Source organism: Rhizobacter sp. P2_G4, from assembly GCF_056403575.1.
Genome location: NZ_JBFUFG010000006.1, coordinates 227,785 through 248,237, shown reverse-complemented (window position 1 = coordinate 248,237; position 20,453 = coordinate 227,785). Strand labels below are relative to the sequence as shown.

General features: G+C 65.9%; 21 protein-coding genes. 14 read left to right on the top strand and 7 right to left on the bottom strand.

The genetic code is table 11. The features are described 5' to 3' along the window. Positions 1-31: 31 nt before the first annotated feature. On the bottom strand, positions 32-796 hold the full coding sequence (locus AC1DYS_RS22080) for an alpha/beta fold hydrolase (protein ID WP_477903130.1): 765 nt from the start codon (positions 794-796) through the stop codon (positions 32-34). A gap of 109 nt (positions 797-905) precedes the next feature. Then, entirely contained in the window at positions 906-1,646 is a 741-nt protein-coding gene (locus AC1DYS_RS22075) for an SDR family oxidoreductase (RefSeq protein WP_477903128.1), read from the bottom strand. A gap of 239 nt (positions 1,647-1,885) precedes the next feature. On the opposite strand from AC1DYS_RS22075, the gene AC1DYS_RS22070 reads away from it, so the two are divergent. After that, entirely contained in the window at positions 1,886-2,929 is a 1,044-nt protein-coding gene (locus AC1DYS_RS22070) for a lipid A-modifier LpxR family protein (protein WP_477903126.1), read from the top strand. A gap of 52 nt (positions 2,930-2,981) precedes the next feature. On the opposite strand, the gene AC1DYS_RS22065 is transcribed toward AC1DYS_RS22070, so the two are convergent. Then, positions 2,982-3,881, bottom strand: a complete 900-nt coding sequence (locus tag AC1DYS_RS22065; RefSeq protein ID WP_477903124.1) for a LysR substrate-binding domain-containing protein — start codon at positions 3,879-3,881, stop codon at positions 2,982-2,984. Between the two features lie 102 nt (positions 3,882-3,983). Here AC1DYS_RS22065 and AC1DYS_RS22060 point away from each other — a divergent pair, with 102 nt between their 5' ends. From AC1DYS_RS22060 to AC1DYS_RS22015, 10 genes are all read left to right on the top strand, one after another. Next, positions 3,984-4,877 (top strand): N-formylglutamate amidohydrolase, encoded by an 894-nt coding sequence (locus AC1DYS_RS22060; protein WP_477903122.1) that lies wholly within the window; start codon positions 3,984-3,986, stop codon positions 4,875-4,877. Then, positions 4,874-5,866: a Bug family tripartite tricarboxylate transporter substrate binding protein gene (locus tag AC1DYS_RS22055; protein ID WP_477903120.1), complete on the top strand. Its 993-nt coding sequence runs from the start codon at positions 4,874-4,876 to the stop codon at positions 5,864-5,866. Before AC1DYS_RS22060 ends, AC1DYS_RS22055 begins: the two co-directional genes overlap by 4 nt. 231 nt (positions 5,867-6,097) lie before the next feature. Then, positions 6,098-6,955, top strand: coding sequence for an STAS domain-containing protein (locus AC1DYS_RS22050; RefSeq protein WP_477903118.1), 858 nt, complete (start codon positions 6,098-6,100; stop codon positions 6,953-6,955). 9 nt (positions 6,956-6,964) lie between these two features. Continuing rightward, the gene (locus tag AC1DYS_RS22045; RefSeq protein ID WP_477903116.1) at positions 6,965-7,345 is read left to right on the top strand and encodes an STAS domain-containing protein; all 381 of its coding nucleotides are present in this window, start codon (positions 6,965-6,967) and stop codon (positions 7,343-7,345) included. A 7-nt stretch (positions 7,346-7,352) separates the two neighbouring features. Beyond that, the gene (locus AC1DYS_RS22040) at positions 7,353-7,733 is read left to right on the top strand and encodes an anti-sigma regulatory factor (RefSeq protein WP_047483637.1); all 381 of its coding nucleotides are present in this window, start codon (positions 7,353-7,355) and stop codon (positions 7,731-7,733) included. Beyond that, positions 7,730-8,776: an ATP-binding protein gene (locus AC1DYS_RS22035; RefSeq protein ID WP_477903114.1), complete on the top strand. Its 1,047-nt coding sequence runs from the start codon at positions 7,730-7,732 to the stop codon at positions 8,774-8,776. Before AC1DYS_RS22040 ends, AC1DYS_RS22035 begins: the two co-directional genes overlap by 4 nt. Further along, complete coding sequence (locus AC1DYS_RS22030; protein WP_477903112.1) at positions 8,776-9,687, top strand: sensor histidine kinase; 912 nt, start codon at positions 8,776-8,778, stop codon at positions 9,685-9,687. The genes AC1DYS_RS22035 and AC1DYS_RS22030 overlap by 1 nt, the downstream gene beginning before the upstream one ends. Then, positions 9,677-11,638 carry a hybrid sensor histidine kinase/response regulator gene (locus AC1DYS_RS22025; RefSeq protein ID WP_477903110.1) on the top strand — a complete coding sequence of 654 codons (1,962 nt, stop codon included), beginning with the start codon at positions 9,677-9,679 and terminating at the stop codon, positions 11,636-11,638. Before AC1DYS_RS22030 ends, AC1DYS_RS22025 begins: the two co-directional genes overlap by 11 nt. Before the next feature lie 119 nt (positions 11,639-11,757). Then, positions 11,758-12,561: an SDR family NAD(P)-dependent oxidoreductase gene (locus tag AC1DYS_RS22020; RefSeq protein ID WP_477903108.1), complete on the top strand. Its 804-nt coding sequence runs from the start codon at positions 11,758-11,760 to the stop codon at positions 12,559-12,561. Between the two features lie 70 nt (positions 12,562-12,631). Further along, the gene (locus tag AC1DYS_RS22015) at positions 12,632-13,024 is read left to right on the top strand and encodes a GFA family protein (protein WP_477903106.1); all 393 of its coding nucleotides are present in this window, start codon (positions 12,632-12,634) and stop codon (positions 13,022-13,024) included. 563 nt (positions 13,025-13,587) lie between these two features. Here the strand turns inward: AC1DYS_RS22015 and AC1DYS_RS22010 are convergent. The 4 genes from AC1DYS_RS22010 to AC1DYS_RS21995 all read right to left on the bottom strand — a co-directional run bounded on the left by AC1DYS_RS22010 (position 13,588) and on the right by AC1DYS_RS21995 (position 16,850). Then, positions 13,588-14,082, bottom strand: a complete 495-nt coding sequence (locus AC1DYS_RS22010) for a hypothetical protein (RefSeq protein ID WP_477903104.1) — start codon at positions 14,080-14,082, stop codon at positions 13,588-13,590. A 75-nt stretch (positions 14,083-14,157) separates the two neighbouring features. Continuing rightward, complete coding sequence (locus AC1DYS_RS22005; RefSeq protein ID WP_477903102.1) at positions 14,158-14,520, bottom strand: antibiotic biosynthesis monooxygenase family protein; 363 nt, start codon at positions 14,518-14,520, stop codon at positions 14,158-14,160. 29 nt (positions 14,521-14,549) lie between these two features. Beyond that, entirely contained in the window at positions 14,550-15,335 is a 786-nt protein-coding gene (locus tag AC1DYS_RS22000) for an alpha/beta fold hydrolase (RefSeq protein ID WP_477903100.1), read from the bottom strand. Between the two features lie 18 nt (positions 15,336-15,353). After that, a complete protein-coding gene (locus tag AC1DYS_RS21995) occupies positions 15,354-16,850 on the bottom strand; it encodes a M48 family metalloprotease (RefSeq protein WP_477903098.1) in 1,497 nt (498 codons plus the stop codon). 228 nt (positions 16,851-17,078) lie between these two features. Here AC1DYS_RS21995 and AC1DYS_RS21990 point away from each other — a divergent pair, with 228 nt between their 5' ends. The 3 genes from AC1DYS_RS21990 to AC1DYS_RS21980 all read left to right on the top strand — a co-directional run bounded on the left by AC1DYS_RS21990 (position 17,079) and on the right by AC1DYS_RS21980 (position 20,447). Continuing rightward, the gene (locus tag AC1DYS_RS21990) at positions 17,079-18,353 is read left to right on the top strand and encodes an efflux RND transporter periplasmic adaptor subunit (RefSeq protein ID WP_477903096.1); all 1,275 of its coding nucleotides are present in this window, start codon (positions 17,079-17,081) and stop codon (positions 18,351-18,353) included. A 43-nt stretch (positions 18,354-18,396) separates the two neighbouring features. Continuing rightward, a complete protein-coding gene (locus AC1DYS_RS21985) occupies positions 18,397-19,110 on the top strand; it encodes an ABC transporter ATP-binding protein (RefSeq protein WP_047483625.1) in 714 nt (237 codons plus the stop codon). A 74-nt stretch (positions 19,111-19,184) separates the two neighbouring features. Beyond that, a complete protein-coding gene (locus AC1DYS_RS21980) occupies positions 19,185-20,447 on the top strand; it encodes a TolC family outer membrane protein (protein WP_477903094.1) in 1,263 nt (420 codons plus the stop codon). Positions 20,448-20,453 lie beyond the last annotated feature (6 nt).

Here is a 20,453-nt window from a genome sequence, read left to right as displayed (position 1 = left end):
ATCAAGCGGCGCGCCCCGGATCATGCCGTGCTTACTTGAGGCTCTGCACCGCGTCGAGGATTACCGCGGCCACCTTGGCCGGCTGCGACTGCTGCGGCACGTGGCTGCTGTTGACGGTGCTGAGCTTGGCGTTGATCGCCTTGGCCATCGCACGCTGCTGCTCGGGCACGATCATGTGGTCGGCTTCGGCCAGCAGGTACCACGACGGCTTCTGCTTCCACGCAGCCACGGAGACCTTCTGGCCGAATGCTGCACCAAAGATCGGCCCTTGCGTCGCGGTCATCACCGCGGTGGTCGCGGCCGGTAGGTCCTGCGCAAAGTGCTTGCTCATGCCTTCTGGCGAGAGGTACAGCCAGCCGGCTGCATCGGGCGCCAGATGGGCCAGGCCGGGGGCGGCCGGGAAGCCCTTGCCGAGGTCGCCGACAGCCTGGCCGACATCGGGCGCAAAGGCCGCCACGTACACCAGCGCCGAGACCTTCGGGTTGTCACCGGCCTCGGTGATCACGGCACCGCCCCATGAGTGGCCGACCAGCACCACCTTGCCCGGCTGCGCGTCGATCACGCGTTTGGCGGCCGCAGCATCGTCGGCCAGCGAGCTGAGCGGGTTCTGCACCGCGACCACGTGCAGGCCCTTGGCCTGCAGCAGCGGGATCACCTTGGCCCAGTCGGAGCCATCGGCAAAGGCGCCGTGCACGATCACGACGCTGGGTTTGGTGTCGTCGGCAGGAGCAGCGGCGGCAGAGCCGGCGACGATCGAAGCGGCGAGGCCGAGGGTGGTGAGCTTGAGGATGTTCATGGTGTCGAGACAGGTTGGTTGGCGAAGACCACACTGTCTCTTTCGGCGGCGTTCGGCGCCATCGGACGAATGTCCGATCGGCATCCGATCACGCCACCGCGCGCTGCGCTCAGAACTCCTGCCGCGTCGGCCGGAACACGATCTCGTTGATGTCGACCTCGTCGGGCTGCTCGATGGCAAAAGCCACCGTGCGCGCAAAGACCTCGGCCGGCAGCGCGAGTTCGTAGACCTTGCGTGCGCCTTCGGCCACGTCGGCCTCGGTGATGCTGTCGATCAGCTCCGTGTCGACCGCGCCGGGCGAGATCACCGTGGTGCGGATGTTGTACGGCTTGACCTCCTGGCGCAGCCCCTCGGACAACGCGCGCACCGCATGCTTGGTGGCGGCGTAGACCGCGTTGCCCGGCCGCACCTTGTGGCCCGCCACCGATGACACGTTGATGATGTGGCCGCTGCGCTGGCGCTGCATGTGCGGCAGCACCGCGGCAATGCCGTACAGCACGCCCTTCAGGTTGACGTCGATCGTGCGGTCCCAGTCGTCGACCTTCAGCCGCTCGATCGGCGAATTGGGCATCAGGCCCGCGTTGTTCAGGATCACGTCGATGCGGCCGTAGGCTTCCACCGCCGCATCCACGAGGCGCTTCACGTCGTCTTGCCGGGTCACGTCGGTGGCGAGCGCCAGCGCCTTGCCTCCTGTGCTGGTCAACTGGGTGGCGAGCGCCTGCAGGCGGTCCAGCCGCCGGGCTCCCAATACGACGATGGCGCCCTCGGCGGCCAGAAGGCGGGCCGTGGCCTCGCCCAGGCCGCTGCTGGCGCCGGTGATCACGACAACTTTTCCTGCGGTGTTTTTCATGTTCATCCTCATGGGCTAATTGGTTTTCCCGATGGCCGCCGGCCTCGAACCGGCTGGCCAATCTACCGACGCAACGGCATGGTTCGGGTCAAGGAAACGGGGCAATCCGTGGGCCACCATGATCGGCCTTTATGAATTGGCCCACGGCCAGCCCATGAATTGACCGGCCCAAAGCGCCGATGCAAACCCGGCACTAAACTCGTCGCCGTCTCGCCCCCACAGCTCTCCCCACATCACGCATGACACCCGATGGCCCAGCCGACAGGCTGCCGCATGAGAAGCGTTTGCCCGCCGGCAAGCCTGCACGAGGGCTGAGCGGGCTCGCGTTCTTCACTCTCTGCGCCCTCAGCACCGCTTTCACCCTCCCCGCTTCGGCGGCCGAGACCTTCGGCTACGCGGCGTGGCAGAACGATCTGTTCATCGGCCAGGACGGCGGCGGCTACAGCAACGGCCTCTACCTGTCGCGGCTGCGCGTGGCGTCTGCCGGTGAAGACACCATCGAGCCGCCCTCGCTGATGCGCCCGCTGGTCGAAGGCCTGGGCCTGCCGCGGCCCACGCTCACCGCCCTGTCGATCGGCCAGATCATGGTCACGCCACGCGACATCACCAGAGACCCGCCCGACTCCAGCGACGCGCCGTACATCGGCGCGCTGCTCGTGCGCTCGACCTACGTGACCGTGCACGGCCCCTCCGTCCACATGCTCGCGCTGAACCTCGGCGTCATCGGGCCGGCGTCGGGCGCGAAGCAAGTACAGCGCTTCAGCCACAAGGTGACCGGCTCGCGGGAGCCGCGCGGCTGGGACACCCAGGTCTCGAACCGCGGGCTGTTCGGCGTCGAAGGGGCCAGCGGCTGGCGGGCCGCGTGGCACAACGACAGCGGCGGCCCCGGCGCCGATGCCATCGCCATCGGCCAGGGCGTGCTCGGCAACCTGCAGTCTTCCGTCGGCACCACGCTGATGCTGCGCTACGGGCGCGGGCTGGACCGCAGCTACCCCACCACGCCACGCATCCTGTCGCAGCGCGGCGACCCGATGCTGGTCGAAGAAGGCTGGTTCACCTTTGCCGCGTTCTCCTACGACCGCATTGCGTTGCACGCAGGCTTCGACGACGACGACCCGCAGCGCGCCCGGCTGCGCAAGAACAGCCTGCGCAGCACCGCTGGCCTGGCGTATGGGTGGAAGAAGTCCTCGCTGACCATTTCAGTGGCTCGGGACAGCGCACTGGTCGAGGCCGGGCAGCCGCATTCGTATGCCTCGCTGAGCTACACGTGGCAGTTGCGTTGACTGGGGCACGGCAAGCGAGCTGACGTTTCGCCGCCTGGCGGCCTCGCTCGATTCAACGGCCGTCAGCCTTCGCCATGTCAACGATCCACCGCGTGAACACGTCGACAACGCCCTTTCCATCGGCGGCGTTGCGCGTGCACAGGTAGTAGCCGCGGCCGGTCGACGCGCTCAGCTCGAAAGGCTGCACGAGCTCACCCGATGCCAGCTCGCGCTCGACCAAACAAGGCTGAAGCACGGCCACACCCATGCCGCCGCTGGCAGCCACGATGAGGTTGTTGCCGAGATCGAAGCCACTGCCGAGCTTGAGCCTGGCGGTGTTCACGTCGGCGGCGGCCATCCACAGCTGCCAGTTGTCGGGATAGTTGGTGTGGTGGAGCAGCGTCTCCTTCAGCAGGCTGCTCGGCGTCTTGAGGCGCGCGGCGATGCCGGGCGTGCACACCGGCGTGATCTCGCGCCCGAGCAGGTATTTCGCTGAGATACCGCGCGGCCAGCGCCGGCCTGGCCGCTTGATGTCGATCCAGATGTCGACGTCGTCGCGCTGAAAGTCTTCGTTGTGATGGAACTGGCGCAGCTCGACGTTGACGTCGGGGTGCGCCGCCTTGAAGGCTTTCAGCCGCGGCATAAGCCAGCGCGTACCGAGCGTGGGCACGATGCTCATGCGCAGCGTGTGGCGCTGCGCGCTCGTCTGGCCGAAGTCGGCGAATGCGCGCTCGAGTTCAACGAGGCTCGGCTCGATGCGTGCCCGCAGCGCCAGGGCGTGCGCATTGGGCACCACACCTTGCGCGCTGCGTTCAAACAGAGGCGCGCCAACCCGCCGCTCCAGGCGCAACACCGCTCGGCTCACCGCCGCCTGCGTCACGCAGAGCTGCTCGGCCGCCTGGCGCATGGTGCCGGCCTTGCAGACGCCGAGAAACGCGTGCAGTTCGACGAGTGAAGCGGCCCGGAATTTCATGGCGATGACATTATGGCGACACCCCGAACGATTTAGTCGATTCCCCAAGCGCGGCACGGCTCGTACGCTGAAGCCTTCTCGTTCCTGCCCTGTGCGCCTGCCTTGGAATCACACCTCAACATCGCGACCGTCTTGCCGCAGACGGAACCCATCGCACTCGTATGCGACTCGCCGCACAGCGGCACCACGTATCCCGACGATTTCAGGTATTCCGTGGCACTCGCAGACCTGCGCAAATGCGAAGACACGCTGGTGGACGCTCTCTGGGCCGACGCGCCCAAGGTCGGCGGCACGCTGATCCACGCGCACTTTCCGCGCAGCTACATCGACACCAACCGCGCCTGCACCGACATCGAGGTCGCGATGCTGTCCGACCCGTGGCCGGGCGAGGTGCAAGCGTCCGAGCGCTGTCTCACGCTCGGCAACGGGCTGGTGTTCAGCAAGACGACCACGCTCGCCGAGATCTACGACCGCAAGCTGGCTCCAAGCGAGATTCAGCGCCGCGTTGATTCGTGCTGGAAGCCTTACCGCAGCGCGCTGAGCGAGGCGCTGCGCGACACGAGAACCGCCTTCGGCAGGGCCTGGCACCTGAACCTGCACTCGATGCCGAGCAATGCCTATGAACGGCTCGGCCGCGTGTCCACCACGCCGCTCGCCGACGTGGTGCTCGGCGACCTGCACGGCCGCAGCTGCTCGCCTGCCTTCACACGCTGCGTGACCGAAGCGTTCCAGGCGTTGGGTTATCAGGTGTCGATTAACGACCCCTATGCCGGGCAAGACCTGATCCGTGAGCACGGCCAGCCCGGCACCGGCTGCGAGAGCTTGCAGATCGAGATCAACCGCAAGCTTTACCTCGATGAAGAGACCCGCGAGCCCAACGCGCGCTATTCACAGACACGCGAAGACGTGAGCCATGTGTTGCGCGTGGTCGCCGCCTTTATCCAAGCCGAAGTCGCCACCCCACCCCATCACCACACCACCGAGAAAACACCATGAAGCACACCATCAACCGTCGACACCTGCTCGGCGCCACTGCAGGCACTCTGGGTGGCGCGGCACTCCCCAGCTGGGCCCAGGCGCCTCGCTATCCCAGCCGCCCGATCACGCTCGTGGTGCCGTTTGCGGCCGGCGGGTCGGTCGACGTCTCGGGCCGCGCCATTGCAGACCGGCTGGGCAAAGCGCTCGGCCAAACCATCATCGTCGACAACCGCGGCGGCGCAGGCGGTGCCATCGGCAGCACGTATGTGGCGAAGGCCGCACCCGATGGCCACACGCTCATCGTCACCTCGCAGTCCACCCACGTCGTGAACCCTGCCGTCACGCCCAACCTGAGCTACAACGCCGAAACCGACTTTGCACCCATCACACTGATCGATCGGCTCGCCAACGTGGTGCTGGTGAACGCCGACCTGCCGGTGAAGACCTTCGACGAGTTCGTCGCCTTCGTTCGAGCCAACCCCGGCAAGTGGAACTACGCGAGTTCAGGCAACGGCTCGGTGGCCCACCTGAGCATGGAGATCCTCAAGGCCAAGCTCGGGCTCGCCATCACGCACGTGCCGTACAAAGGCGCGGGCGTGGCGTTGGGTGACCTGCTCTCGGGGCAAGTGCAGATAACGTGGAACAACCTCACGTCGAATCTCAACATGATCACCAACGGCAAGCTGCGCGCGCTCGCTGTGGCGGCACCGCAGCGCGTTGCGCAGTTGCCGTCGGTGCCGACGTTCGATGAGTTGAAGCTCCCCGACCTGAACCTCACCTCATGGACCGGCCTGGCCGCGCCCGCACGCACGCCAGACGCCATCGTGGCGCGGCTGTACGAAGCCATGCGCACCGTGCTCGGCGACCCGGCCACGAAGCTAGCCTGGGAGGCACGCGGCGCGATGCTGCCCGAAGCCCTCACGCCGGCTCAATACAAGCAAGAGATCTCGCACCGGATTCAGTTCTACAGAAACATCGTCAAGACGCAGAAGATTGTGTTGGAGTGATCTGGTCGACGCGGCATCTTCACCGCCTCTGCCACTTGACCACATCGCGTCGCACCTGAGCATCGACAACGGTGGTCGCTTTCAGATCACCCTGCGTGAGACGTGGCGCGTAAGAAGCCCTCATGTACGATGGGCAACCTGTCGTTGCGTCGTGAGACGTGGGGCATGTGGGCGGTTCCGGGGCACTCGACCCTTGCGCTTCTCGTCGTCCACCCCCACCAGCGAGAACCTATGAAGACGCAAAACACGACCGTGAACGACATGGTCCAGGCCGACTCCGACCGCTTTCTCACGGAATGGCTGGCCGAAGCCAAGCTGGACAACCACAAGTCGAAGACCGGCGACGCACGTGGCGTCTCTGAAGCCAAAGAGCTGATGAAGGCCTTTTCGGAAGGCATCCAGGCCGATGGCGAACCCTCGAGCTTCGACGGCCGGGAGTGGGCCGACTTGCGCAGCGTTCTGGCCGCGCTGTCATCATCCCGGGCCGCTCAGGGTGTCTCGAGCGAAGAGACGAGCCGCTTCGTGCTGGCGATGAAGAAGCCGCTCTTCTCGCGTCTGCAAACGCGGCACGCCACGGATGCAGCCGCGCTGATGGACACCATCTTGTGGGTGTCGAGCCTGGTCGACAAGATGGCCCAGTTCACCGTGGGCACCTACCAGCGCACACGCGAAGAGATCATCAACCGCCAGCAGCACGAGCTGCTCGAGCTCTCCACGCCGGTGATCAAGCTGTGGGATGGTGTTCTGGCGGTGCCGATGATCGGCACGCTCGACAGCAACCGCACCCAGCTCGTGATGGAAGCGCTGCTGCAACGCATCGTCGAGACCGGTTCCGAGCTGGCCATCATCGACATCACCGGGGTCCCCACGGTCGATACGCTGGTGGCTCAGCATCTGCTGAAGACTGTCGCGGCGATTCGGCTGATGGGTGCCGAATGCATCATCAGCGGCATCCGCCCGCAGATTGCGCAGACCATCGTTCACCTCGGCATCGACCTGCAGGGCGTCACGACGAAGGCGACGCTCGCCGATGCACTGGCCCTGGCCCTGAAGACGTCCGGCTACACCGTCAGCCGGACCAAGGCCTGAGGCACAGCGATGGAACGCATTCCCATCCTCAAGATGGGCAAGTGCCTGCTGGTGACGGTCCAGATGGACCTGCTGGACCGCACCGCCCTTGCCCTGCAAGACGACCTCTCGAACAAGATCCAGAGCACCGGCGCCACGGGTGTGCTGATCGACATCTCGGCCCTGGAAGTGGTCGACTCCTTCGTCGGCCGCATGCTCACCACGATCTCGGGCATCGCGCGAGTGCTCGATGCCGTCACGGTGGTGGTCGGCATGCAACCCGCCGTGGCCATCACGCTGGTCGAGCTCGGCCTGTCGCTGGACGGCGTTAAGACAGCCTTGAACGTCGAGCGCGGCATGAAGGTGATCAACGCGTCGACGATGGAGCACGGTGTTGACTCCAGCACTTGAAGGCTCGATGCCGCTGCGCAACGAGCAGGACGTCGTCATGAGCCGCCAGACGGTTCGAAAGCTCACGCAAGAACTGCGCTTCTCCATCGTCGACCAGACGAAGATGATCACCGCCGCGAGCGAACTGTCGCGCAACACGGTGGTCTACGGCGGCGGTGGCGAGATGCGCTGGGAGCTGCTCACCAATGGCATCAAGCATGGCCTGCGGCTGCATTTCGAAGACAAGGGCCCGGGCATCCCCGACCTGGACCTGGCCCTCACCGACGGCTGGACCTCAGGCCACGGCTTGGGCGTGGGCCTGTCGGGCAGCAAGCGGCTGGTCAACGAGTTCGAGATCCGCACGGCCGTGGGTGAAGGCACGTGCGTCAGCATCACGCGGTGGAAATGACCGGCACGCCCGCTCACATTGCCTACGAGGTTCGCGAAACCTCGCAAGTGGGCGAGGTGCGGCGGGCCGCTGTGCGCGTGGCCGAAGACCTGGACTTCGACGAGGTGGCGACCGGCCGAGTGGCCATCGTCGCCACCGAGTTGGGCAACAACCTCGTGCTGCACGCCACCGGTGGGCGCATCCTCGTTGCGCCGGTAGAAACGGCGGATGGCGTCATGGCCGTCGAGCTGCTGTCGCTTGACCTCGGGCCGGGCATCCCCGACGTCGCGCAGTGCATGACGGACGGCCACTCCACCGCCGGCACGCCCGGCACCGGCCTGGGTGCAGTGAGGCGCCTGGCGCATGAGTTCGACATCTTTTCGGCGGTCGCTGCCGGCACGGTGGTGCTGGCCCGCATCGTGGCGGTCCCTGCGCGCCGTGAACTTCCATCCGAGGTGGATGCAGCCAGACGGCAGCGCGTGTTCGAGATTGGCGCGGTCACGCTGTCGGCGCCGGGCGAGGTGGTCTGCGGCGATTCGTGGGCCATCGCGCGCCACGGTTCATCAGCGGCCTTGCTCGTGGCCGACGGCCTGGGCCACGGCCCCCTTGCCAGAGAGGCCTCGCAGGCCGCCGTGGCGACCCTTCTCGATGCCGGCGATATGTCGCCCAGCCAGATGATCGAACGTGTGCATGTCGCCCTGCGTGGCACCCGCGGTGCCGCGGTCGCCATGGCCCGCATCGATGCCCTGTCCGACACCTTCACCTACTCGGGCGCGGGCAACATTGCCGGGCGAGTGTTGTCTGGCGCAACGGACAAGTCGCTGATGTCCCAGCACGGGACGGCAGGTGTGCAGATTCGCCGCCTCGTCGACGTTTCTTACGACTGGCCTCCGCATGGCCTGCTCGTGATGCATTCGGACGGGGTGCAGACACGCTGGCGCCTTGACGACGTGCCGAGCCTCATGCAACACCATCCGACGGTCGTGGCCGGCTGGCTGCTGCGCGACCAGGTTCGCGGGCGCGACGACGTGACCGTCGCCGTCCTCAAACGGCGACAGGCCTGATGGCTCACGACCTGCCCGCTCCAGATGCGCAGACTGCGCCGGACGTGGCCGCACTGCAGACCTTGCTCGACGCCGCCTTGAACGATGCGAAGGAACTCCGCAGCGAACTGGAAGAAACCAATCGCGGCGTGGTGGCCCTCTACAGCGAGCTGGACGTGCAGGCCGAAGAACTGCGCCACGCCACCGAACTGAAGAGCCGTTTCCTGGCCTACATGAGCCATGAGTTCCGCACACCCATCGGTTCGATCCGCAGCATCTGCCGGTTGCTGATCGACTGTGTGGATGGCCCGCTCACCTCCGAGCAGGAGCGGCAGGTCCGCTTCGTCGAAACCACCGCCACCGAGTTCGGCGACATGGTCAATGACCTGCTGGACCTGGCCAAGGTCGAGGCCGGCCGGCTGGCCATCTCGCCAGCGTGGTTCGAGTTGGTGGACGTCTTTGCCGCGCTGCGCGGCATGTTCAAGCCGGTGCTCAAGACACCCGACCTCTTGCTGGTGTTCGAAGAGCCGATGGACCTGCCGCGCCTGTTCAGCGACGACCGCATGCTTGCGCAGATCCTTCGCAATTTCATCTCCAACGCCTTGAAGTTCACCGCCCGCGGCGAAGTGCGGGTCTCGGTCCGCTGCGAAGACGACCGCACCATCACCTTCGCGGTGGCCGACACCGGCATCGGCATCGCACCGGAGTTCCACCACGCCGTGTTCGACGACTTCGTGCAGATCGATTCACCCATCCAGAAGCGCCTGCGCGGTACCGGGTTGGGCCTGTCGCTCAGCAAGCGTTTCGCCGAACTGCTGGGCGGCACGGTGGGTCTCGAAAGCGAGCTGGGGCGCGGCTCCACCTTCTGGGTCAGGGTGCCGGTGCGCCTGACCCCGGTAGACGGCACACCAGCACCAGGCAATGAGCCCTGAAGCCGACCACCCCGCCGTGAGCCATCACGTGCTGGTGGTCGACGACAACCCTGCCACCTGCTATGCCACGTCGCGGGTGCTGCGGGCGGCAGGCTTTGTCGTCCATGAAGCCGGCACCGGCCGCGACGGGCTCGCGCAGGTCGGCTTCGAGACGGCCGCCGTGGTACTCGACGTCCACCTGCCCGACATCGATGGCTTCGAGGTGTGCCGCACCTTGCGCGCACGACCGGGGTCCGCCCGCCTGCCGGTCATCCATCTCTCGGCCGCGCGCGTCAACGATGTCGACAAGGTGCGCGGCCTCGACGCCGGGGCCGACGCCTACATCACCCACCCCGCTGATCCGGCGTTGCTGGTGGCCACCATCAAGGCCTTGATCCGCGCGCGTTCGGCCGAAGAAGGCATGCGCAGCAGCGAAGCGCGCTTTCGCGCCATCTTCAACCAGGCCATCAGCGGCATCTGCCTCATCGACCAGGCGTTCACCTTCGTCGAGGTGAACCCCGCCATGCTCTCCATGCTCAAGCGCGAAGCGAGCGAGGTGGTGGGCCACAAGATGATGGACTTCGTGCCCGCCAGCGCGATACACCATCTCGAAGTCATGCTGGCCGGCCCGCGAGAAGGCATCTGGCGCAGCGACTTTCCCTTGGTTGATGCCGAAGGGCGGCTGGTGCCGATCGAGTGGAACCTGTCACCGCACGGCGAACCCGGGCTCGTGCTGGCCATCGCAATCGACATCTCCGAACGCACGGTGATGGCCGCGCAACGAGAACTCATGCTCGACCGCGAACAAGCCGCACGCGCCTCGGCCGAGCGCCTGGGCCGCTCGAAGGACGAGTTCATCGCCGTGCTGTCGCACGAACTGCGCACGCCACTGAACGCGATCCTGAACTGGGTTCACGTCCTCAAGAAGACCGACACGCCCGACATGCTAGCGCGCGCCTTGAGCTCGATCGAGCGCAATGCCCGCATTCAATCCCGGCTGGTGTCCGACATCCTCGACGTGTCGCGCATGGACCTGGGCAAGCTCCACCTCGAGCCGGAAGAAGTCGACATGGCCGAGGAGCTGCATGGTGCCGTCAGTGCGCTCGCAGCATCGGTGCGCGAGAAGAACCTCGACCTCGTCGTCGAGGTGATCGACGTGACGCGCCCCTTGTGGGCAGATGCCGCCCGCCTTCAGCAGATCATCTGGAACCTGCTCACCAACGCCATCAAGTTCTCGCCTTCTGGTGGCCGCATCGTGGTGCGGTGCAAGCAGGATGACGAGGGCCTCGTACTCACCGTGCAAGACCAAGGCCGCGGCATTGCGCCGGAGTTCGTTCCTTTCCTGTTCGAGCGGTTCACCCAAAGCGACTCGAGCAGCAGCCGCTTGCATGGAGGCCTGGGGCTCGGCCTGTCCATTGTGAAGCACTTGGTCGAGCTGCACGGCGGGCACGTTTCTGCAGCCAGTGCCGGCCTCGGCCTGGGGTCAACGTTCACCGTTCAATTGCCTCGCGACAGCGCGCTGGAGGCCTCAGGCGCCGAGGTGACCCAGTTCGACACCGAGCTGGGCAGCCTCGACCCGCTCTCGGGCCTGCACATCGTCGTGGTGGACGACGATGACGACGCCCGAGAAATGCTGGCGTTGATCTTGAAAGAGCATGGCGCGCGAGTGACCGGCGCTGATGGCTATGCAAGCGGGCTGAGCAGCCTGCAACAGCACCGGCCCGATGTACTGGTCAGCGACATCGGCATGCCCGGCAAAGACGGGTACGAGCTGATCCGTGAGTGGCGCCGCAGCGAACTCGGTGGGCGTCGCATCCCCGCGGTGGCTCTGACGGCATTCGCGCGTCCCCTTGACCGCGACGCTGCACTGGCGGCGGGGTTCGACGAGCACTGCGCGAAGCCGCTGCGCCCGCAAGTCCTCGTGGCGGCGATCTGTGCGCTCATCAAAGACCAACCCGCGTCGCCAACATAACGTTTGCGTGGGCAACTCGGCACTTCCGCGCCGATGCCGCTGCAAGTTGCAATGGCCTGTCGACACAAGGGGCTGCAGGGCTCGATAGCATCGCCCGTAACAGTCAGCAAGGACACGCGATGGATCTGCAACTCAAGGGCAAGCGGGCACTCGTCACCGGCGGCAGCCGCGGCATCGGCAAGGCCATCGCCAAGGCGCTGGCGCAAGAAGGCGTGGACGTGGCGCTGCTCGCGCGCAATGCGCAGGCGCTGGCCGACACCGCACGTGAACTCTCCGAGGGCTCAGGCCGCAAGGTCGTCGGCGTCGTCGCCAACACGGGTGATGACGAGCAGGTGAAGCTCGCCGTGGCCAGCGCCGCCGCGCAGCTCGGCGGGCCGATCGACATCCTCGTGAACGCCGCTGCCGAGCCCGCCGGCTATGCCGGCCCGCCCAAGCTGGCCGAGATCACCGGCGACTTCTTCCATGCGGAGATGGACATCAAGGTCATGGGCTACATCCGTTGCGCACGCGAAGTCGTGGCTGGCATGAAGGCCAGCGGCTGGGGCCGCATCGTCAACATCAGCGGGCTGGCCGCACGGCAGACCGGCAGCGCGGTGGGCAGCATGCGCAACATCTCTATCGCCGCACTCACCAAGAACATGGCCGACGAACTGGGCCCCTCCGGTATCAACGTGACCGTGGTGCACCCTGGTCTCACCCGCACCGAGCGCACGGCACCGTTGATCGCGGAGCGGGCGCGCAGCCAGGGCGTGACCGAGCAGTCGGTCGAGGCGCAGATGGCAGGCGGCAACTCCATCAACCACCTCGTCGATGCGAGCGAGGTGGCCGATGTCGTGGTGTTCCTGTGCTCGCCGCGGTCACGGGCGATCAATGGCGATGCCATTGCGGCGGGCGGTGGGGCACCGAAGGGCATTCACTACTAGGGCCTGTTCACGCCAACGAGCGCTCGCGTTGTAAACGCTCCGGCCAACTTGCTTCAAAAGGAGACGCAGCATGGATCGATTCACCGGAGGGTGCCTGTGCGGCAGCGTGCGGCTGGTGGCTGTGGGGCCGCCCTACCGCGTCGGCTTGTGCCACTGCCTCGACTGCCGCAAGCACCATGGCGCCGTGTTCAGCGCCTCAGCCATCTTCCCGCAAGAGGCGGTGACGATCGAGGGCGAAACACGCGACTACGCGGGTCGGTTCTTCTGCCCACGCTGCGGATCGTCTGTCTTCGCGCGCACCGCCGATGAGGTCGAAGTGCACCTGGGCTCGCTGGACTCTCCCAATCAGCTAACGCCCACCTACGAAAGCTGGATCGTTCGCCGCGAGTCTTGGTTGCCACCTTTTCCGCTCGCGAGGCGTTATGAGCACGATCGTGAGGGCTCCGGTCGCTTCGAGCGGTAGGTTGAACGAGCGGCGCGCATTTTCGTCTGCGTGTCGGCATGGCCGGGCGCGTTCGACATCGAAGTGGATTGCGTCGCTGCCGCGTGAACGGTTTGCAATCGACCCTGAGCTGCCGGCTTGACAGGAGAGCTAGCTGCACTGGCGTCAGCGCGCCTGGAGTTGCCTCTCGATGGAAGGGCTTTTGTGATGAGAGTTGGGTCAAGCTTCGAGATGACCTTTCATTCGAAGCCTGAGGTTTCTAGAACTTACTTGCCTGTTTCCGCATACGCAAGACGCGCTGCTTGGTGAGCCTTCAGGCGTTCTTCAGCCCCGGGGATTCGGAGCTTCACCGCCCGCTTGGCACGGTGAACGTTGTCTCGGAGAACATGCAATCTCGCTCGATTGCGTTGTGCTTGGATGGCCATTCGTTTCTCCAGTAGTGAGGGTGCAGGGTACCTCAATGCCTTGGGCGCGCGCGTCAGTTGCATTTGCCTCGTGCGCCGCGTACGCCGCGTTGGCGACGACGACCAGATGAAGCTCGTGATGGCCAGCGCCCGATCGAAGGGCGAGGCGCCACTTGCACCTCAGAAGAGGTCTGCTTTTAGATCGAGGTCGTGGTCCGGTGGCCCGAGCAAGAACCGATTGCTTGGTACCGTGGCACCGGAAGCGACATTGAAAATGGTTTCGGAGTAATGCTGCCCTGAATACGAAGTGTGACGCGCGTTCACGGTCAGGCGAGCCCATTGATCAGGGAGCAGTTGGATCGCGCCGTTAACTGCGTGACGCCTTGGTTGACCGGAATTGGGAGTACCAAGAATTCCGAGCGCAAATGCTCCACCCTTTTCGGCCTTGATTCGAAGAACGTCTACTGATCCGGGAACACTCGGCAGCTTTTCGACTTTGATGATTTGGGGAGTGAAGCTTTCCCATTCCGACATGCGGTAGCGCTGCACCATGCATTCGACCACTGCATCGAGATCAATTGCAAAGCTCCTTTTGAGGATTGCTCGCTCATTGGACCTCGGCGCTCCACGTGTAGCCTTGGTCCAAAGAATGTCGACAACTTGAACGATGAGCATTGCTGTGACGCCTTGACGATGAACCTAGCAGCGACCGGCGGCCGCATTCAATTGGACCTCGGCTAGACGGAACGGTCAGGCGACATCCAACCGAAGCGGCGCCAAAAAATCAGCAACCGGCTCGAGAACCAACTCCGGCAAGCTCTCTGCGATGGATTCGCGCAGCTGCTGCCACGCCTCAGGATCGACAGACGGTTGAGCCAGTCCGTCCGCCTTCGCTGCTGCGGACGGCCATTGGGTGTAGCTGTACCAAACGTTGTCCGGACCACGATGCAAGCGAGAGCCGAGGGAACCTCGCTCTGCACGCAACAACTCGGTGATTTGCGACCAGGCTTGGACAAACTTGTCTTCGGTGCCTGGATGCAAGCGCCAGCGGTAGATGGCACAAAAGATCGGGCCAGCGTCGCGGGTCTCTGTAGACACAGTGGTTGGACTCATGGTTGTAGGTGTCTCCAGGCCGCTGATGGCTACCGCCCGTCCGGCTCACTGAGAAATCGCAGAGCCGTTGAAGTGAATGGAACCGCAGCGTCATAGATGGGAACGTGATCGCCGCCGGGAATGATCAACAAGGCGGCGTCTGGTATGGAGCGGTAGATGTTCACCGGAATCTCAACCGGGAAGAAGCTGTCGCGATCACCATGCACGACGAGCGTGCGAGCTGTGATGGTCGACAAGCTTTCCGCGGTGAAATTCATGTCGTCATAGTTTGCGTGCAAGGCGTTGAACTGCGCGATCAACTCACGAACCTGCTCGTCACCGCGTATTGCGCACTCCCGGTACATCTCTCGCACTTCTTCTGGCATGGTGGCAAACGAAGCTCTGCGCATGATGGCTCTCGCCTGCTCGGGGAAATGGGTGGTTGCGCTGATCAATACCATGGTGTCGATGCGCTTGGGTTGGCTCGTTGCCATGTGCAGCAGCGTCATCCCGCCGGTGCTCATTCCCATCGCTGAGAAGCGATCAACCTCCAGCTTTTCAAGCAAGAGGAACACGTCACTGGCCGCTTGCCGGTGTGTGAACTTCTTTTCGGGGTTGGTGGAATGACCATGGCCACGCAGATCCACCACGATCAGTCGATGGCGCTCTGCAAGCTCAGCGGTGAAGGGGTGCCAGTTCTGTGCGCAACCACCAAAGCCGTGCAAAAGCACCAGAGGCTTCCCGGCCCCGTACTCCTCGTAGTACATCTCGATGCCGTTGACTTGAACGGCATGCCCGCGGGTGCTGGTCTGCTTGGGGGCGTACGACCTGGTCATGGCGCTTCTCTCAACCCCTCACCCCACCACCTTCACCAACTGCCCCACAGCCGGCTCCGCCCCGCCGCCGAACGCGCCGTTGAGCAAGCGCAATTGCGCTTCCGGCCGCGTCGTCAAGGGAGACGACTTCGCCAACTCCGCAAACCCGCCCCGCGGGAAGCTCACGGTCTTCACGACATACGGCTTGGCGGCCGCCCGGTCGGCTGCGGTGAGCGCGCGGAACGAGCCTTCGGCTTCGGCCATCTGCGTGGTGGCGCGCTGCAGGGCAGCTGCATCTTTCGCCGCGTACTGAAGCAGGTAGTTGCGCCCGCCGGGGCCACTGACGAGCGTGAGGTTTACGTTGCTGCTTTGCCCTTGCTCGTTGCGCACGGTGCCGGTGAAGTGCGTGGCGCTCAGGCCGTTGAGGCTGCGGCGCTCGCTGTTGCCGCTGGCGGGTTTGACGACGTTGCGCAAGATCTCTTCGTGCGTGCTGCCAGCTTTCGGAGGTACCAGGCGCACGACGAGGCCGGCGTCCGCTGCAGTGTTCACCAGCAGGATGGCCTCGGGCGAGTTCTTCACCTGCCAGCCTTCGGGGGCGGTGAGCGCAATGCCCAGCGGCTCGTGATAGAAGTTGCGGCCCCGCGTGACGCCTTGCTCGCGGCTGTCGCCGAAGGTCATGCCGTTCACGGCCTGCAGGTAGCGCCCGCGAAAGTCTTCGCCCCACTGGCCCGTGTACTTGGCGGCGATGGTCTTGATGTCGGCCAGCCGCTTGTCGTTGCTGGGGTGAGAGGCCAGCCAGCTCGCGGCGGAGGGCTCGGGTTTGCCTTCGGCCTTGGCCGTCTCGGCGGCAAAGCGCTCCTGGTTCTTGAGCACGCCGATCACCTCGACCATGTTCTGCGGGTTGTACTGGTTGCGCGCCAGGTACTCGGCGCCGAGCTGGTCGGCCTGCGACTCCTGCTCGCGGCTGTACGAAGCGATGTAGCCGGCCGCGGCAGTTTGCGACACCTGGCTTGCCAGGTCGGTGGCGCCGCCGACGCCCGCGCCTTCGAGCACCGCGCCAAGCACGGTGGCCGCGAGCACGCCGATGCCGGCGGTGCGCTGGCGCGTGGCGCGCTGTGCGCCGTGGCGTGCCGTCACGTGGCCGATCTCGTGGCCCATCACGCCGGCCAGCTCGGCCTCGCTGTCGAGGTAGGCCATGATGCCGCGCGTGACGTACACGTAGCCGCCGGGCAGCGCGAAGGCGTTGATCTCGGGGCTGTCGAGCACGGTGAAGGTCCACTTCAGGTTGGCCCGGTGCGATTGCTTGGCGAGGCGTTGGCCGAGCTCGTTCACGTAGGCCTGCAGCTTCGGGTCGGCAAGGGCCGTGTACTCCTGCAGCACCTGCTCGTGCGCCTTCTTGCCTTCGGCGATCTCGTCTTCTTCGCTCATGGCCGAGCGCTCGGCCTGGCCGGTGACGGGGTTGACGACTTGCGTGCCGCACGCCACGAGCAGCGTGGCAGACACGACGAGAGACAGCACACCACGGCGATGTTTCATTGCACAACTCTCCATGCAGCAGGCCGGTCAGTGGCCCTGGGGGTGCAAGGTTAAACCAGCCAGAGCGCAGTGTCCGCACAGTCCGCCAAAGTGTCCGCGGACACATTGGGCGCACACCGCGAAACACCCAAACCCTTGATTCGCATGGACTTTCCCTTGGCGGCCCCACAGGCACGCGAGTTGCAAATTGAAGGACAGATCGCACCGTCTGCGACACCCGGACACGCCATGATTCGCGACACCTCTGCTCAAGACCGACCGCTCGACACCCAGCCCGCCCGCAAGCGCCGGCTGCTCGTGATCGGCGGCTGCGTGGGCGCCGCCTTGCTGCTAGCGGTGCTAGGCGCACCGGCGTTGCAGCGAGCCTTCTCGACCGGCAGCTCGGTGAGCGCCGCACGCCTGTCGTTCGCCACGGTGGAGCGTGGCCCCTTCGTGCGCGACATCGCAGCCGAAGGCAAGGTCGTCGCCGCGGGCAGCCCCACGCTGTATGCGCCGGCCAGTGGCGCCGTGACGCTGCAGGTGCATGCCGGCGACAGCGTGAAGAAGAACCAGGTGCTCGCGCTGATCGACAGCCCCGACCTCACGGCCAAGCTCGCACAGGAGCGCTCGAACGCCGATGCGATGCAGGCCGACGCGATGCGTGCCGAGGTCGATTCGCGCAGCCAGCGCGCAGCACAACAGTCCACCTGGGACAACGCGAGCATCGACCACAAGACCGCCGAGAACGACCTTGCGCGCCAGCAGAAGGCCTTCGAGGCCGGCGCCGTGGCTGGCATGCAGGTCGACCACGCGAAAGACACGCTCGAGAAAGCGCGCATCGCACTCGCCAACGCCACCGCCGGCCTCAAGCTGAAGGAAGACAGCCTGCGCTTCGACGTGCAGGCCAAGCAGCTCGCCCACCAGCGCCAGCTGCTGCTGGTGAAAGACCTGCAGCGCCAGCTCGACAGCCTGGCCATCAAATCGCCGGTCGACGGCCAGGTCGGCCAGCTCTTCGTGCCCGAGCATGCGAGCGTGGCGAAGGATGCGCAGCTGCTCTCCGTCATCGACCTCTCGGCACTCGAAGTGCAGGTACAGGTGGCTGAGAGCTTTGCGCGCGAGCTGGCCATCGGCATGCCGGGCGAGATCGGCGGCAACGGGCAAGCGTGGCAGGGCCTCGTGAGCGCCGTGTCGCCCGAGGTGGTGGCCAACGAGGTGGCGGCGCGCCTGCGCTTTGCTGGCGCCACGCCGGGGCAGCTGCGGCAAAACCAGCGCCTCTCCGTGCGGGTGCTGCTTGACAAGCGAGACAACGTGCTGACCGTGCGCCGCGGTAGCTTCGTCGACGAATCGGGCGGGGCCTATGCGTACGTGGTGCGCGACGGCATCGCGGTGAAGACGCCCATTCGCGTCGGTGCGAGAAGCATCGACAAGGTCGAGATCCTGAGCGGCCTGAACGTGGGCGACGAGGTTGTCATTGCAGGCGGCGAATCGCTGCAAGGCGCCGAGCGGGTGGCCCTGAGCCGCTGAATCCGCGCTGAACTTTTCACTCCCAACACAGAGGAAGAACACCATGCTGAAGATGACCGGTCTCTCCAAGGTCTACCGCACCGAAGTGGTGGAGACGCATGCACTGCGCGCCTTCAACCTCGAGGTCAAGGAAGGCGAATTCGTGGCCGTGACCGGCCCCTCGGGCTCGGGCAAGACGACGTTTCTCACCATCGCCGGGCTGCTCGAAGCCGCCACGGGCGGCAGCTACCAGCTCGACGGTGTGGAGGTGGGCCAGCTCAACGACAACGCGCGCTCGCGCATCCGCAACGAGAAGATCGGCTTCATCTTCCAGGCCTTCAACCTGATCCCCGACCTGAACGTGGCCGACAACGTGGAGGTGCCGCTGCGCTACCGCGGCATGAAGAGCGAAGAGCGCCGCACGCGGGTTCGCAATGCGCTGGAGCGCGTGGGGCTGGGCGCACGCGCACGCCACTACCCGGCCGAGCTGTCGGGCGGCCAGCAGCAGCGCGTGGCGATTGCCCGCGCACTGGCCGGCTCGCCACGCCTGCTGCTCGCCGACGAGCCCACCGGCAACCTCGACAGCCAGATGGCACGCAGCGTGATGAGCCTGCTGGAAGACCTGCATCGCGAAGGCGCCACCATCGTGATGGTGACGCACGACCCGCAGCTCGCTGCACGTGCGCAGCGCAACGTGCACGTGGTCGACGGCCAGGTGGTCGATGTGTCCGACGAGCTGCGCCTGAACACCTCGCGCGACGACGCCGTGGTGGCGTGAAAGTTCAGGACAAAACGCGGGTGAGAGAAGCGATGCGCCGGTTTCGTCTAACCGCCAGCCTGACCGCGCTGTGCATGGCGCTGCCCGTTGCCGCGCATGCCGAAGACCTGCTGCAGGTCTATCAGCAAGCCCGCCGCGCTGACCCGGTGCTCGCAGGTGCCAACGCAGCGCGGTGGGCGGTGCGCGAAGGCGTCACGCTCGCACGCGCGCCGCTGCTGCCGCAGGCGCAGGCCGGCGTGGCCTACGACCAGACGCACGTGGCCGCAGACAGCGCCGGCAACAACAGCGCGCGAGCCGTGTCGGCCAACCTCAACCAGGTGCTCGTGGACGTGAGCCGGCTCTCGCAGCTGCGCTCGGCGCTGGCGCTGGCCGATGCGCAAGACGCCAGCTACCGCGCCACCGAGCAGGCGCTGTGCGCCCGCGTGGCGCAAGCCTACTTCGACGTGCTGACGGCCGAAGACGCGCTGGCCACCGTGATGGCAAATGAAGACGCGTTCCGCCAGCAGGTGGAGCAGTCGGCCCAGCGCTTTCGCAACGGGTTGACGGCCTCGGTCGACGTGGAGCAGGCGCGGGCGTACCACGCACGGGCACGTGCCTCGACCATCGCCGCGCGCCAGGCGCTGGCCGACGCGCGTGAGGCGCTCACCGAGATCACCGGCCAGCCGGTCGGCCCCCTGAAGACGCTGCGCGATGACCTGCCGCTGCTGCCGCCCTCGCCCGCCGAGCCGCAGGCCTGGGTCGACGTGGCGCTGAACCAGAACCCGACATTGCAGGCCCAGCAGCGCGGCGTGGCGGCCGCCGACGAAGACATTGCCGCCGCGCGCGCCGGGCACTTGCCCACGCTGAACGCGGCGCTCGGGGTGGGCCGCTCCGCCGCATGGCCGGTGCCAGCATCGAACACCGATGGCCGCAACGTGACCACCGTGGGTGTGACGCTCAACGTGCCGCTGTTCGCCGGCGGGGCCACGCAGGCGCAGGTGCGCCAGGCGCTGCACCGCCGCGATGGCGCGCGCGACGAACTGGAGCTGCGCCGCCGCCGCGTGGCCCGCGAAACGCTGGCGCAGTACCGCAGCGTGCTCGCCGGCATCGGGCAGATCGAGGCCACGCGCGTGGCGGTGGACTCGGCCCGCAAGGCGCTGGAGTCGACCCGCATCGGCCAGGGCCTGGGCACGCAGACGATGACCGACCTGCTGCTCGCCATCCAGACGCTCGCGGGTTCGCAGGATTCGTACTCGCGAGCGCGCCATCAGTTCATCCTCAGCCGCCTGCTGCTGCAGCAGGCGGTGGGTGCGATCGGCGAGACCGATCTCGCCGCCGTCAACGCCTTGCTTCAGTAGGAGGGA

Coding starts and splice junctions, on each gene's coding strand:
- AC1DYS_RS22080 (WP_477903130.1), bottom strand. CDS start 796: ATGAACATCCTCAAGCTCACCACCCTCGGCCTCGCCGCTTCGATCGTC.
- AC1DYS_RS22075 (WP_477903128.1), bottom strand. CDS start 1,646: ATGAAAAACACCGCAGGAAAAGTTGTCGTGATCACCGGCGCCAGCAGC.
- AC1DYS_RS22070 (WP_477903126.1), top strand. CDS start 1,886: ATGACACCCGATGGCCCAGCCGACAGGCTGCCGCATGAGAAGCGTTTG.
- AC1DYS_RS22065 (WP_477903124.1), bottom strand. CDS start 3,881: ATGAAATTCCGGGCCGCTTCACTCGTCGAACTGCACGCGTTTCTCGGC.
- AC1DYS_RS22055 (WP_477903120.1), top strand. CDS start 4,874: ATGAAGCACACCATCAACCGTCGACACCTGCTCGGCGCCACTGCAGGC.
- AC1DYS_RS22050 (WP_477903118.1), top strand. CDS start 6,098: ATGAAGACGCAAAACACGACCGTGAACGACATGGTCCAGGCCGACTCC.
- AC1DYS_RS22045 (WP_477903116.1), top strand. CDS start 6,965: ATGGAACGCATTCCCATCCTCAAGATGGGCAAGTGCCTGCTGGTGACG.
- AC1DYS_RS22040 (WP_047483637.1), top strand. CDS start 7,353: ATGCCGCTGCGCAACGAGCAGGACGTCGTCATGAGCCGCCAGACGGTT.
- AC1DYS_RS22035 (WP_477903114.1), top strand. CDS start 7,730: ATGACCGGCACGCCCGCTCACATTGCCTACGAGGTTCGCGAAACCTCG.
- AC1DYS_RS22030 (WP_477903112.1), top strand. CDS start 8,776: ATGGCTCACGACCTGCCCGCTCCAGATGCGCAGACTGCGCCGGACGTG.
- AC1DYS_RS22025 (WP_477903110.1), top strand. CDS start 9,677: ATGAGCCCTGAAGCCGACCACCCCGCCGTGAGCCATCACGTGCTGGTG.
- AC1DYS_RS22020 (WP_477903108.1), top strand. CDS start 11,758: ATGGATCTGCAACTCAAGGGCAAGCGGGCACTCGTCACCGGCGGCAGC.
- AC1DYS_RS22015 (WP_477903106.1), top strand. CDS start 12,632: ATGGATCGATTCACCGGAGGGTGCCTGTGCGGCAGCGTGCGGCTGGTG.
- AC1DYS_RS22010 (WP_477903104.1), bottom strand. CDS start 14,082: ATGCTCATCGTTCAAGTTGTCGACATTCTTTGGACCAAGGCTACACGT.
- AC1DYS_RS22005 (WP_477903102.1), bottom strand. CDS start 14,520: ATGAGTCCAACCACTGTGTCTACAGAGACCCGCGACGCTGGCCCGATC.
- AC1DYS_RS22000 (WP_477903100.1), bottom strand. CDS start 15,335: ATGACCAGGTCGTACGCCCCCAAGCAGACCAGCACCCGCGGGCATGCC.
- AC1DYS_RS21995 (WP_477903098.1), bottom strand. CDS start 16,850: ATGAAACATCGCCGTGGTGTGCTGTCTCTCGTCGTGTCTGCCACGCTG.
- AC1DYS_RS21990 (WP_477903096.1), top strand. CDS start 17,079: ATGATTCGCGACACCTCTGCTCAAGACCGACCGCTCGACACCCAGCCC.
- AC1DYS_RS21985 (WP_047483625.1), top strand. CDS start 18,397: ATGCTGAAGATGACCGGTCTCTCCAAGGTCTACCGCACCGAAGTGGTG.
- AC1DYS_RS21980 (WP_477903094.1), top strand. CDS start 19,185: ATGGCGCTGCCCGTTGCCGCGCATGCCGAAGACCTGCTGCAGGTCTAT.